Below are 14,225 nucleotides of genomic sequence, written 5' to 3' on the forward strand. Positions count from 1 at the left end.
CCCGATCTGTTTCCGCCGATGTCGTGGCGACTCGCAAAGTCGCGTGACTTTAGAAGCTTGTGATGCCTTATGCAGTTCGCGATCAATTGGCGGTTTTGCCGAAATGGCCCTTGATCTGGAGCGTACCGCGCTTGCGCCGTTTTTGGAACTCTTGTTCCGGCCGCCGACCGTGAGCGATCTCGGATCTCGACGAAATCCGCGCCGACAATAGAGCCACCGGAATCCGGTCAAGCAGTCGCTTGAGGTCGAGTTTCCGTTCCACCACGGCCGGATCGATGAGAGCCAGATTGCCGAGATCTACGCAGGCATCGAAGCGGTTAAATGCCGGCCACATCATGCCGGCGTCCGTGAATGGCGCAAAGTGCCGTAAGGCGATGACAACGACGGCCTCGCTGCGATGCGTGCGCGCAAATGCGATGACGTGGAAGCGATGCGCGCCTTCGACGGCAAGCGGCCTATAATCCCCGTCGGTGAAGGCTTTTGCATGGCGCGCGCGCATGTCCAGAAGGTGTTGCGTCCAAAACAATTTGAGACGACCGTCGGTCCAGCTCTCAGTGAGGGCTGTCATGTCGGTGGCTCCGGCGTCGAGAATGGCTTCGCGCGCCGTAAAATCCACCGGCCTCCGGTTATCCGGATCGACCAGCGAGAAATCCCACAGTTCAGTGCCTTGGTAGAAATCCGGGACGCCGGGGATCGTTGCTTTCAGTGTGATCTGGCTCAGCGAGTTCAATGCGCCGATCAGCGAGGTCCGACGCGCGAAACTTTTCAAGGATTGAAGAAATTCGGGCGACCGGCGTTCGTCCAGGATGTCGGCCAGAAATTGCCTGACGCCGGATTCGTAGGTTGCGTCAGGGTTGAGCCAGCTTGTTTGCAGCTTGGCCTCGCGGCAGGCTTTCTCGGCGTAGGCTTGCATTCGCGCCACAAACGCAGGCGCGAAATCATCAAGAGGCAGGGGCAGGGCACCGATCAGCGCCTGGTACAGCATGTATTCATCTGCCACGGACGGGCTGCGGACGCCGTTGCTCGTGGAAACCAATTCCGCATTGAACGTCTTCCATCGTCCGACCATGCTTGCCCATTCGTCCGACAATTCGGTCAGCGCGATAATCCGCGTGCGTGCGTCCTCGCCACGTTTGGTGTCATGGGTCGCCGTGGCCGTCAGTCCGTGCGGCTGGCGACCGGCTCGCTCGAGCATCCTTCGGTGAAAACCGGCGACGTCGAGAGCCGGCGCGGCCGGGTCTCCGCCGACTTCGTTGAAAGCTAGAAGGCGGTGATAACGATAAAAGGCGGTGTCTTCGAGAGACTTGGCCATCGTCGGTCCGGTGAACTGCTGGACCTTGAGCGCAAACCGGCGGACCCGTTGGCGGCTATGCGCCGGCTTTCCGGAGGCCAGCAGATCGAGCGTCAGCGCATCCTGCAGGAAGTCAAAAATCCCATCATCGGCGGCAAACCACTCCTGCCGCGCTTTCGCAATCGTCTCAGCGATGAGTTTTCGTTCGCCCTCGGTCGGTCCGGCCTGCGTGATGTAAGTGCGGTAAACCGGAAAATGCAGGACAAATAACTCGAACGCCTGGCGAAGGCTGTCCGGAGAATAGTCGCGCGTAGAATAGTGACCCGCAGCGATGCGTGTCAGCAAACGGGTGAGGACGGTGAATTCGCTTGCGAGCAAGGTCTCGATCACCCGCCGCTTGGCGGCGCGCAATACGGGATCGAAGGCCGGTGCGATATCGCTCGCCTGACGCCAGACCTCGTCGAGGTTCTTGAGACCATTCTCGTCGGCAAGGACATGGGTAATGGCGTTCAACCACTCATAGCCCGTCGTTCCGTCGACGCCGGCGAGTTGCGGCAGCGCTTCTTGGTCTCCGAGAATTTTCTCGATGAGCAGATAGAACGGGCGCCGATCTGCACCCTGCGTTTCGCGGATCAGCCGCCCCAGACGCCTGCAATACTGCGCAGGATCGTACAAGCCGTCGATATGATCGAGCCGCAAGCCTTGTATCCGTTTTTCGGCGATCAACCGGCGGACGAGACCATGGATGCGGTCGAATGTATCGCGATCCTCGACGCGAAGTCCCGCCAGCGAGTTCACATCAAAAAAACGCCGATAGTTGATCTCGCTGGTTGCTAGCTTCCAGTGCGCCAGCCTGTAATGCTGCCGTTCCAGCAGTTGATGAAGAGCCTTGGCCTGCGCGGGTCGGTCAGGGCCAGCCCGGTAGGCCGAAAGGCCTTGATTGATCGCAGCCGCGCCATCGGCGACAGCCGCGATGTCGCGCTTGAGGGCGGCTGCGTGATCGTGTCCGGGATTATCCCGACCGCCGTAGTGTTCGGCGACGGCGAGCAGATTGTTCCGGGCGGAACCCGGCGAAAGCTGGCTCGTGATTGTCTTGAGGATGTCGCTGTAACGTTCCGGCGCGATCGGCAGCCGATGTTCGAAATACCAGGCTGAGAAACTTCCGTCTCGCGGATCATACTTTAACTCGATTTCGCCTTGCGCGAGCGAAACGCCGTAGGCCGATCCCAAAATCGGAAGCAGCAGTCCTGGTTTCGTGCGGAACGGAAGTATGTCCCAATCGATATCGAAGGAATCGGTGAACGCCGACTTCGGTCCCCATTCGAGTACGTCCAGCCACCAGATGTTGTCGGCATGATGCACGCCCATATGGTTTGGAACGAAATCAAGAATCAGGCCGATCGCGTGAGACGTCAAAGTTGCGCTCAGCCTATTGAGGCCGTCTTCACCGCCGAGTTCAGGGTTGATGACATTGTGATCGACAATGTCATAGCCGTGTGTGCTGCCAAGGCGCGCCTTCATGAATGGCGATGCATAGAGATGCGTGATACCCAGCTTCTTGAGATATGGAACAATGGCTGCGGCATCGTCGAAAGTGAAGTACGCCGTGAATTGCAGGCGATAGGTTGCACGCGGAATGCCGTTGTCCATCAGATCGCTCCCATGGACCAGAAGACCGACCACGCAGGCAAGCGCGCCGGCGGCTCACCGCCCCAGATAGGACGTCCCGGCATTGGGGATGCATCGTTAGTGACGTTGTGATCCGAGACATTGGCGCGAAGATGTAGCAGTGCGTTGTCGCCAAGGCGCCAGTATGCGATCAGCAGGCGATCATTTTGACGCAGTTCGGCCGAGGCAAAAGCAGCGTTGGCAAGATGGGGTGTGAGTTCGTCCCGGCGAGTTCGCAACAATTCCTTGACGAATGCATGGCGCGGCAGGCTCCGAGTGAAGTCGGGCCATGCCAGAATGGCCGACCTGAACGTTGATAAAGCGAGCGGGTCGGGAACATCATTGCCGAACGTTTCATAGGCCTCGGCGAATTCTCTGCGCCGCCCAGCTCGCACGGCATCGGCAAGGTCGCCGGTGAAATCGCAGAAAAATGGAAAGGGTGTGGTCGCTCCCCATTCCTCGCCCATGAACATCAACGGCGGCATCGGCGCGAGCAGGGTAATCGCGAGCGCAGCCTCGATAGCCCGCGCGTCAGCGGTCCATTCGAGACGGTCGCCAAGCGCGCGGTTGCCGATCTGATCGTGATTCTGAAGGAAGTTCACGAAGGCGGTGGGCGGAAGTACGCCGATCTGTTCGCCACGAGCGCGCCCGCCGCGGTGGGCTGAGAGTTCGCCCTGGTAGGCGAAGCCACTGCGCAGCGTTCGTGCGAGCAGATGGCGGGGTTGCGTGGTGTAGTCGCCGTAATAGCCATGCGTCTCTTGGGTGAGAATGAGATGCCAGACGTGATGGTAGTCGTCATTCCACTGTGCGCGATACTTTCCGTCGGGAATGCTGGAAGAAGGATCGAGCAATACCGCGCGGTTGTCATCGTTCTCCAGCACAAGGTGGATGTGCCGTCCGCTTTGCCGCGCCAGAACCCCGACGGCGCGGCTGATCTCGTTCAGGATCGACGGCTCACCCATCTCGGCGAGGGCATGCACTGCGTCGAGACGAAGGCCGTCAAACCGATAATTGTCGAGCCAGTGCAGTGCATTGTCGACGGCGAAGGCGCGGACCTCTGGAACGCGATAGTCGATCGCAGATCCCCATGGGGTTTCCGCGCAAAAAAACTGCGGTGCATAGCGTGCGAGATAATTTCCCTCGGGGCCGAAGTGGTTATAGACGACATCGAGAAAGACCATCAGCCCGCGCAGATGGGCCTGATCAATCAACTCCCTGAGATCGTCTGGCGTACCGTAAACATGATCGGGTGCGTACCACAGCACGCCGTCATAACCCCAATTCCATGTCCCGGCGAAATCAGCCAGCGGCATCAACTCGAGAGCGGTGATTCCGGTTGAAACGAGATGATCAAGCTTGCCGATCATGGCTCGGTAAGTGCCCTCAGGCGTAAACGTTCCGACATGGCATTCGAGGATGACTGTCTCGTGCCAGGGCCTGCCGCGCCAGTCGATCGCCTTCCACTGAAAACGGCTGTGGTCGATAAGTTCACTTGGGCCGGACACGTCGTCAGGTTGGTACGACGACGCCGGATCTGGAACGTCCAAGCCGCCGTCGATGCGATAATGGTAGCGTGTACCGGGCCGCGCCGCGGCCACCTCGGCAATGAACCAGCCATTGTCGTCCTTCGCCATTTCGTGCGTGCTGTCAGTAACCACAGCTACTTCGCTCGCCGCGGGCGCCCAAAGCCGGAACGTTGCGCTGTCCGGCCTGAGGATGGGGCCGAAGCGGCCGACGCTCATGGCTGGCCTGCGAACGCGATTACGCTGCGAGGCGGCGCCTGCATCGTCGCGTTAGGGGCATGCGCGCTGCCTTCTGTATCGTCGCTCGTGGTATGAAGTACGATCGACCATGTCTTGTACTCTTTCATGCTCGGAATTCTGAATTCGATCGGCTCCGGTGCGGCGTTGAGCACGACATAGAGCGCCTGCTGGCCCTTCTCCATCGGCCCGAGTACGTAGGAGAGAAACCGTCCTTCCGGGAAATTCCAGTCGGCATCGGTCATTTCGTTGCCATCTGGCGTCAGCCACAGCACGCCATAGGAGCCATCCGCCTTCTTGCCGCTCACCCATTGTCGCGCTCGGATCTGCGCAAAACGTCTTCGGATGGCGGTAAGGCGTCCGACAAAGTCGGTCATGTCGTCGTCGTTATGGCCAAGGCGGCTCCAGTCGATCCATCCGATCTCGTTATCCTGACAATAGGCGTTGTTGTTTCCGTTCTGGCTGTTGCCGACCTCATCGCCGGCAAGGAGAAGTGGGACGCCTTGGGCGAGCAGCAGGCACGCGAGTTGGTTCTTGCGAAGCTGACGGCGGAGCGCAACGATCGCGGGATCGTCCGTCGATCCTTCATGGCCGCAGTTATTGCTGTGATTGTCGTTGGAGCCGTCGCGATTATCCTCGCCGTTGGCCTCGTTGTGCTTCTCGTTATAGGAGAACAGATCGGCAAGCGTGAAGCCGTCGTGGACGGTGACGTGATTGATGCCGGCGCGCGGCGAACGATCGTCATGGTTGAAGAGGTCTGCCGATCCGATCATTCGGCCACTGACATCGCCGATCAGATTTCCGTCGCCGGCCCAGTAGCGGCGCAGGGTGCTTCGGTATCGGTCGTTCCACTCCGACCATTGCGAAGGAAAGCCGCCGACCCGATAGCCGCCGGCGCCGATATCCCAGGGCTCGGCGACCAGCTTGACAGTAGCGAGAGCGGGATCTTGCCGGATCGCATTGAAAAAAGAGCTGTTGCGATCAAATCCATGTGGGCCGCGCGCCAGCGTGCTGGCGAGGTCGAAGCGGAAGCCGTCGATGTGGCAGACTTCGACCCAATAGCGCAGCGAATCCATGACCATTTGCAGCACGCGTGGATGGGTCAGGTTCAGCGAGTTTCCGGTGCCTGTGAAGTCGTCGTAGTAGCGCGGGTTATCAGGCATCAACCAATAGTAGGATGCGTTGTCGATGCCGCGGAACGACAGCGTTGGGCCGAGGTGATTGCCTTCGGCGGTATGATTGTAGACGACGTCGAGCATGACCTCGAAGCCGGCGTCGTGAAGGCGGGCGACGGACATGCGGAATTCGTCCAGTTCCGCATTTTTGGCATAACGCTGCTCCGGCGCGAGGAACGAAATGGAATTATATCCCCAATAGTTACTCAGCTTGCGCTCGACTAGTTGCCGATCGTCGATGAAGCCATGAATCGGCAGAAGTTCGATCGTGGTGACGCCGAGCCGCCGCAGGTGATCGATCATCGCAGGTGCCGCGAGCGCGCGGTAGGTGCCTCGCAGTTCGGGAGGAATATCCAGACGCGTCCTGGTCAAGCCTTTGACGTGAGCTTCATAGATGATCGTATCTTCCCAGGAAATGTTGGGCCGCTGTTCGCGTCGACCCCAGTTAAATGTCTCGTCGGTGACGGTGGCCTTCGGCATGGCGCGCGCGTTGTCGCGCCGGTCGAAAGACAGATCCTCCCGCGGGCTACCGGTGCGGTAGGCGAAGTGCGCATCGCTCCAGACGAGCCGTCCGCTGACTTTTTTCGCGTAAGGGTCGAGCAGCAGCTTGTGGGGGTTGAAGCGATGCCCGTGCTGCGGATCGTAGGGTCCGTAGACGCGATAGCCGTACAGCTGACCAGGCGCGACGTCGCTCAGGTACCCGTGCCAGACGTCCTCGTTGTGCTCGGGCAGGGCGATGCGCTCGATCTCCCGTCGCCCTTGACTATCGAACAGGCAGAGTTCGACTTTTTCCGCATGTGCTGAAAAAAGTGCAAAGTTCGTTCCGCGTCCATCCCAGTTCGAACCGAGGCGGACATGTGTACCCTCAGAGATCCTCATCATGCAGGTTCCGGCGCCAGAAAGATCACCGCAAGCGGCGGAAGCGTCAGGCTGAGTTCGGGGATAACACCGTCCAGCGTCTCGACCACGCCGTTGTTCCCGACGTTGCTTCCGCCATAATGCGCGGAGTCGGTATTGAGCGTTTCGCGCCACTTGCCGGCGAAGGGTACACGCACGCGGTAGTCGCGATGGACGGTCGGCGTGAAATTGGCGATCACCAGACAGCGCGTCCGTCCGCTTTCGCCTTTTCGCATCCATGCGAAGATGCTGTTATTTGCGTCATTGGCGATGATCCATTCGAAGCCGGCCGGATCGCAATCCAGCTCGTGGAGTGCCGGCAAGTTGCGATAGAGCGCGTTGAGATCGCGAATGATGGCCTGGATTCCGCGGTGGCGCGCCTGATCGAGAAGATGCCAGTCGAGCGAATGGTCGTGGCTCCATTCGCGTTCCTGCCCGAACTCCGCGCCCATGAACATCAGCTTCTTGCCGGGATGGCCGAACATGAATGCGTAGTAAGCGCGGAGGTTTGCAAACCGCTGCCAGTCATCGCCCGGCATGCGCCCAAGGATCGACCGCTTTCCGTGCACGACCTCGTCGTGGGACAGTGGCAGAATGAAGTTCTCCGAGAATGCATAGTGCAGCCCGAACAAGATCTGGCCGTGGTGATGCTTGCGATAGATCGGGTCCTTGCCGATGTAGTCCAACGTGTCGTGCATCCAGCCCATGTTCCATTTGTAGCCGAACCCCAGGCCGCCAAACTCGATTGGGCGCGAGACCTGCGGCCACGCTGTTGATTCCTCCGCCGCCGTTGTGGCGTGAGGAAATTTGCCGAACACTTCTCTGTTGAATCGGCGCAGAAATTCGATGGCTTCAAGATTTTCTCGGCCGCCGTGTTTGTTGGGAATCCAGCCGCCTTCGGGGCGGCTGTAATCGAGATAGAGCATGGACGCGACGGCATCGACGCGAAGGCCGTCGACGCCGTAGCGATCGAGCCAGAACAGCGCGTTGGCGACAAGAAAATTGACCACTTCGGTGCGGCCGTAGTTGTAGATCAGCGTATCCCAGTCCAGGTGGCGTCCCTGCAACGGGTTGGCGTGTTCGTAAAGCGCCGTGCCATCGAAATGGCCGAGGCCGTGAGGATCGTCGGGGAAGTGTCCGGGCACCCAATCCAGCAAGACACCGAGTCCTTCGCGGTGGCAGGCATCGACCAGATGCGCAAAATCCTCGGGCGGACCGAAGCGACTGGTCGGTGCGTAAAGGCCGGTGGGCTGGTAGCCCCAGGAGCCGTCGAACGGATGCTCGTTCACCGGCATCAGCTCGATATGGGTGAAACCAAGGTCGCGGGCATAGCGCGGCAGGGTGTCCGCGAGCTCGCGATAGGACAGCCAGCGATTGTCGTCGCTACGCCGCCACGATCCGAGATGGACCTCGTAGATCGAGATCGGCGCGTTACGTGCATTGATCGTGGCGGCCGCCGGAGTGGGGCGGGGCAGCGCTTCCTCGTCGAATACGATCGACGCGGTGTTTGGTCGCACTTCCGCCGCAAACGCCATCGGATCAGACTTCAACGGCAGCAAACCACCGCCCCGATCTGTGATCGCGTATTTGTAGCGTTCGCCCGTCCGCGTGCCGGGGATAAACAGCTCCCAATATCCTTTGCCGCGCACGCGCATCGGATGCCGGCGCCGGTCCCAGCCATTGAAATCGCCAACGACAGCGACGGCCCGTGCGTTGGGCGCAAGCACAACGAATCCAGTGCCGCCCACGCCATCCATCGCTATCGGGTGAGCGCCAAGCTTGTCATAGAGCCGTTGATGCGTACCTTCGCCGAGCAGATAGAGATCCAAATCGCTGAGGATCGGCGGAAAGCGGTAGGGGTCCTCCAGTTCGACCGTGTCGGCGCCAAAGCGGGCGCGAAGGCGGTACCGCTGGGCATCGCTCGGCAGGTCGCCCAGGAAAAGTCCGGCGTGATGTATCCGCGTTAGCGTTGTCTCTCCGCCGTGCTCGTCGATGACACGTACCTCGGAGGCCTCGGGCAGATAGGCGCGAACCACTTGGCGATCGTTCTCGCGGTGACGGCCGAGATAGTGAAACGGATCGGAATGCCGTCCTTCGACGATTGCGCGAGCCTCAGAAGACAGTTCGGTCATGCGCGATCGCTTCCTATTTACGCAGCACGCGAAGTGCACCGCCCAATGCGACACGGAGCCAGTCGGGACGATGCGCGAGCTCGTAGTCGATTTCATAGAACGCCTTCTCGAGCAGGAAGAACCGCAGCGTTCCGCCGGCGTCGCCATCATTCTGCGGCCATAGCCGTGGATCGGTCATCGCTTCGCGGTAGGCCGTCAGGAAGGTTTGCGTCGCCTCGTCGCGCCATGCCGATAAAGCTTCAGCCAGTCGGCCGTCGTCGTCCGTTCCGGTCTTGAGGGCGCGCTCTTGCGCTGAGGTGACGGAATAGTCGATCGACCTGATCAGCCCTGCGACATCGCGGGCCGCTGGTGCCTTCATCCGCCGCTCGGAGAGGCTTCGACGGGGCTCGCCTTCAAAGTCGATGATAAAGACATCGTCGCGGACGACAAGGATCTGTCCGAGATGAAAGTCGCCATGATGTCGAATGTTATGCATTTGAATTGTGGGCGGCAATAACTCGATGAGCCGGCCATGCAGCCCTGGACGGATGCTCAGAATATCGTCAGCAAGAAGCCGGTCCGAATCGGAAAGCTTTACTTGAGCGAGCCGATCAAACGTTTGCTCGGTGCGCGTCATCAAACGGTCGATGAGGTGATCGACATCGGAAGCAGTCACAGGCTCGGGACGGAAATCAACAATGTCGTCGTGGCTCGCCAGTGCGACGTGCATTTCAGCGACGCGCTTGCCGGTTTGCATCATGTAGCGTTGATACGCCGCCTTCTCTTCAAGCGCCGGAGCCGAATCGCTTGCTCCGACCAGTCGCTGCTCGTCGATAAAGCGATCCAATGCGGCGCTGCTGACTGTCCATGCGTCACCCTGGTTGCCGACAAAGTCATGAACGATGGCAACGGTGGCTTGGATATCGGGTCCCGTCAGTTCGGCGCTGCCAAGCAAAGCGGGAGTATTGGCGAATCCGGCGACGTCCGTCAGAAAGCGTCCGACTTCCACCTCCGGATTGATGCCGTTTTCGAGCTTACGGTAGATCTTAACGACGAACTTCTCGTCCACCAGTGCGGTGCTGTTCGATTGTTCGGTCTGCACCGCGCGCACGTTGTTAATCGGTTCTTCCGCAATCGAGCCCAGCCGTTCTGTAGGAAGATAAGCAAGCCGCAATTCGCCTTCCTCGAAGATTGCCCGGTGGCGCAGATCATCGATAATGCCCGCGATCAGGTCGTTCTCATAGGCGGCATCGATCAGTGTTCCCTCGCGCGAGCCCTGCCGGACTGCGGCGATCGTTTTTGCGTCATAGTTGTTATTATGCCGGTCCAGTCGATCCCATCGGATTCGGATCGGCATCGCGTAGCGGCCCGATTGCCCGCGATGAGTGACGTCGAAGATCACCAGCCATGGCCGGGAAATCTGGTCTTTCGTGAGCGGTATCGCCGCCGGAACACGCGCAGTGATGGCGTTGGCCGACCGCTCCGGAAACCACCGTGAGCGGGCGAGATGTGAGGGCAGGACGTCGCGCTCGAAGATCGAGCGGGTCCGAGCCAACGACATCCACGTCGCGCCGAGCGGCACCACGAGGGTCTCATAATCGGGCACGATCACTGCCGCGACGTTCGGCGACGGCGGCTTCTCGGTCAGCTGGAACCAGTAGAATCCGTAAGGCGCAAGCGTGATCAAATAAGCCAGCTCGCCGATATCGGGAAATGTCGTTCGCCCCAGCATTTCGAGGGGTGACCGACCCTTCCATTGCGACAGATCAAGTTCAGAAGCCTGTGCCGACCGCGATAGGTTGGCGACGCAGAGCAGGGCCTCGTCGCCATATTGCCGCACATAAGCGAGTACGCTTCGATTCGAGGAGCGCACGAATGACATGGTGCCGCGGCCGAAGGCGAAGCTCGATTTGCGTACCGAAATCAGCTTCTTCATCCAACTCAACAGCGAGGACAGGCTTCGCGACTGGGCCTCGACATTGACGGATTCGTAGCCATAGACAGCATCCATCACCGGTGGCGCATAGAGCCGAGCGGGGTCGCAACGCGAGAAGCCGCCATTGCGGTCCGGCGTCCATTGCATCGGGGTACGGACGCCATTGCGATCGCCAAGATAGATGTTGTCGCCCATCCCGATCTCGTCGCCGTAATAGATGATTGGCGTGCCGGGAAACGACATCAGCAACGAATTCATCAGCTCGATCTTGCGCCGGTCATTGTCCATCAAAGGCGCGAGGCGGCGCCGAATGCCGAGATTGATGCGCGCGCGCGGATCAGCGGCATATGTCGACCACAGATAATCGCGTTCGATATCCGTCACCATTTCGAGTGTCAGCTCGTCATGGTTGCGCAGGAACATCGCCCATTGGCAATTGCCGGGAATGTCGGGCGTCTGCCGCAGGATGTCGGTGATCGGAAAACGATCCTCCTGCGCGATCGCCATATAGATGCGCGGCATCAGCGGGAAATGATAGGCCATGTGGCACTCGTCGCCATCGCCAAAATAGGACTGGACATCCTCTGGCCATTGATTGGCTTCGGCCAGAAGTACTTTGCCTTTGGCGTAGGCATCGAGCTCCGCGCGAATGTGTTTGATTACCGCATGCGTTTCGGGAAGATTTTCGTTGTTGGTGCCGTCACGCTCGCAGAGATACGGAATCGCATCCAACCGAAAACCGTCCACACCCGCGTCGAGCCACCGCTTCATGACCTGAACGACGGCCCTGACCACGCGCGGATTGTCGAAATTGAGATCGGGCTGGTGCGTGAAGAAACGGTGCCAGTAATAGGCGTTGGCTTCGGCATCCCAGGCCCAGTTCGACTTCTCCGTGTCGGTGAAAATGATCCGCGTATCCTGATATTTCTTGTCGGTGTCGCTCCAGACGTACCAGTTACGCGCACTCGATCCGGGTGGACTACGCTGAGCGCGCTTGAACCATCTGTGCTGGTCGGAGGTGTGATTGATGACGAGTTCGGTAATCACGCGAAGTCCACGCCGTCGCGCTTCGGAGATGAAGCGGCGAAACTCCTTCATCGTGCCGAAATCGGGATTGATCGAACCGTAATCGGCAATGTCATATCCGTCATCGCGTCCCGGAGACGGATAGAACGGCAGCAGCCATAGCGTGCTAACGCCCAGCTCCTGCAGGTAATCAAGCTTGTTGGTCAGACCGGCAAAGTCACCGATGCCATCGTTGTTGCTGTCGGCGAAGGCCTTGACGTGAAGCTGATAGATGATGGCGTCCTTGTACCAGAGATCGTCGGTCTGGACATATCTGTCAGCATCGATCTGGGTCATCTCGTTCATGACGGGCCTCACGCCAGACAACGAAATAAAAGTGCGGGGTCGCGGTGCGGATCAATCCTCAGGCGCGCTCCACCCCACTCGATAGCGTGACGTTCGCCCGTCATCAGATTTTCCAGCGCGACCGGAGGCCTCGTTTCGCTAGCGGTCCGGATCTGAATTGAATCCAGCGGAAGCCAGAATTCGCTGGCGTCACGCGACAGCGCGATGGCGCCGACAATCGTGTTGCTGGCGTCGGTGCTTTGCTTGGTGAACGCAACGATCTGATCGTTGGCGACAGGAAGGAATTTCAGGTTGCGGGTTTGCAAGAGCGCCGGATTGGTACGCCGCGCCCGATTGAGCGCCGTGATATACGGCTTGATGTTGCCGGGTGCATTCCAGTCGCGAACCTTGATCTCGTACTTTTCCGAATTGAGATATTCTTCGCGTCCCGGAATGGCATCGTGCTCCAGAAGCTCGAAGCCGTTGTAGATCCCGTAAGTACTCGACAGTGTCGCCGCCAACGCCACACGCGCCTTGAACATCCATGATTCACCACTCTGCAGGTGGTAGGGCAGAATGTCGGGCGTGTTGACGAAAAAATTGGGCCGGTAGTAGTCGCGCTCGGGATATCCCGTCAGTTCGGTGAGGTAGGATTCGATCTCCGATTTCCGGGTGCGCCAGGTGAAATAAGTATAGGACTGTGTGAATCCCAGCTTCGCCAGGCCCTTCATGACCTTCGGCCGGGTGAACGCCTCGGCGAGGAAGATGACGCCGGGGTCTTTCGTCTGGACCTCGCGGATCAGCCATTCCCAGAAATTGAGCGGCTTGGTGTGCGGGTTGTCGATGCGAAAGATGCGCACGCCCTGGTTGACCCAGAACAGGATAGTATCGCGGAGTGCATTCCACAACGAGCCGGCATCGTCGCAACCGAAATCAGGATTGACGATGTCCTCGTATTTTTTCGGAGGATTTTCCGCATAGCGCATCGAGCCGTCGGGACGCCGCCTGAACCAGTCGGGATGCTGCGTCAGCCAGGGATGATCGGGCGAACACTGCACCGCGATGTCGAGGGCGATCTCCATGCTATGGCTCTTGCAGGCGGCGATCAGATCACGGAAGTCCTCGAAGGTGCCGAGTTCCGGGTGGATTGCATCGTGCCCGCCTTCCTCGGCGCCAATGGCGTAGGGACTGCCGGGGTCGCCTTCGGCGGCAGTCAGCGCATTATTGCGCCCCTTGCGATTGATCCTGCCGATCGGATGAATCGGCGTGAAGTAAAGGACGTCGAATCCCATCGCGGCGATATCGGGGAGGCGGGCGATGCAGTCACGAAACGTGCCGTGCTGGCCGGGGATTGTGCTCTGGCTGCGGGGCACCATCTCGTACCATGCTCCCGCTCCGGCCAGGCTGCGGTCGATCGTCAGCGGGTAGAGCTGCGACCGCGTGAGATCGCCGCGTTCGCGGCCATCGGCCATGGCAATTGCCAGTTCCGGGACGAGCAGGTTCGCTGGATCGCCGTCTTTCAGATAATTCTCGCACTGACGAACGATGGTCGCTGTCGCCTCCATGCCGCCATACTGCGCGCGCGTCAGTAATGCGGCGCCCTCCAGCGCATCGAGAGCGACGTCCTGGCCGGCCTTCTGCTTCAGTTCGAAGCCGTGCTTCCATGTTGCGAATTCATCGGTCCAGGCTTCGATCGCATAGACATAGCGCCCCGGTTCGCTAGGTGCGAAGCTGCCGAACCAGCGATCGTTGTCGTGCAGGATCATTGGCGACTTGTGCCAGTCGCGATCTTCCTCGCGCCGCCAGATCAATTGCGCGGCAATGATGTCGTGACCGCTTCGGAATATGTCCGCCCAGACCTCGATGATGTCGCCCGCGAGCCGTTTGACCGGAAATCGTCCGGCGTCGACGCAGGGATACACGTCCTCGATGTGGAAGCTGCCCGCCGTTGCGCCCCGTTCGCCCGCCCGCAAAGGCTTGTTTTTCTGCGTTGATACGGACATCACGCGCCGCCGACCTGTCTGTGATTGAAGGACC

Annotated in this window: 6 protein-coding genes; all 6 read right to left on the bottom strand. The window is 59.7% G+C overall.

Annotated features, from left to right (window positions below; genetic code table 11):
* Positions 1-82: 82 nt before the first annotated feature.
* The 6 genes from treY to ACSZOQ_RS04710 are packed head-to-tail and all read right to left on the bottom strand — an operon-like array spanning position 83 to position 14,191.
* Positions 83-2,941, bottom strand: coding sequence for a malto-oligosyltrehalose synthase (treY, locus tag ACSZOQ_RS04685; RefSeq protein WP_439924869.1), 2,859 nt, complete (start codon positions 2,939-2,941; stop codon positions 83-85).
* Positions 2,941-4,701, bottom strand: a complete 1,761-nt coding sequence (treZ, locus tag ACSZOQ_RS04690) for a malto-oligosyltrehalose trehalohydrolase (RefSeq protein ID WP_439924870.1) — start codon at positions 4,699-4,701, stop codon at positions 2,941-2,943. The genes treY and treZ overlap by 1 nt, the downstream gene beginning before the upstream one ends.
* Positions 4,698-6,773 carry a glycogen debranching protein GlgX gene (gene glgX, locus ACSZOQ_RS04695; protein WP_439925953.1) on the bottom strand — a complete coding sequence of 692 codons (2,076 nt, stop codon included), beginning with the start codon at positions 6,771-6,773 and terminating at the stop codon, positions 4,698-4,700. Before glgX ends, treZ begins: the two co-directional genes overlap by 4 nt.
* Positions 6,773-8,923 (bottom strand): 1,4-alpha-glucan branching protein GlgB, encoded by a 2,151-nt coding sequence (gene glgB, locus ACSZOQ_RS04700; protein ID WP_439924871.1) that lies wholly within the window; start codon positions 8,921-8,923, stop codon positions 6,773-6,775. Before glgB ends, glgX begins: the two co-directional genes overlap by 1 nt.
* 13 nt (positions 8,924-8,936) lie before the next feature.
* Positions 8,937-12,209 carry a maltose alpha-D-glucosyltransferase gene (gene treS / locus ACSZOQ_RS04705; RefSeq protein WP_439924872.1) on the bottom strand — a complete coding sequence of 1,091 codons (3,273 nt, stop codon included), beginning with the start codon at positions 12,207-12,209 and terminating at the stop codon, positions 8,937-8,939.
* 8 nt (positions 12,210-12,217) lie between these two features.
* On the bottom strand, positions 12,218-14,191 hold the full coding sequence (locus ACSZOQ_RS04710) for an alpha-1,4-glucan--maltose-1-phosphate maltosyltransferase (protein ID WP_439924873.1): 1,974 nt from the start codon (positions 14,189-14,191) through the stop codon (positions 12,218-12,220).
* Between the last annotated feature and the right edge of the window lie 34 nt (positions 14,192-14,225).

The organism is Nitrobacter sp. JJSN, assembly GCF_051912485.1.
Classification (GTDB): domain Bacteria; phylum Pseudomonadota; class Alphaproteobacteria; order Rhizobiales; family Xanthobacteraceae; genus Nitrobacter.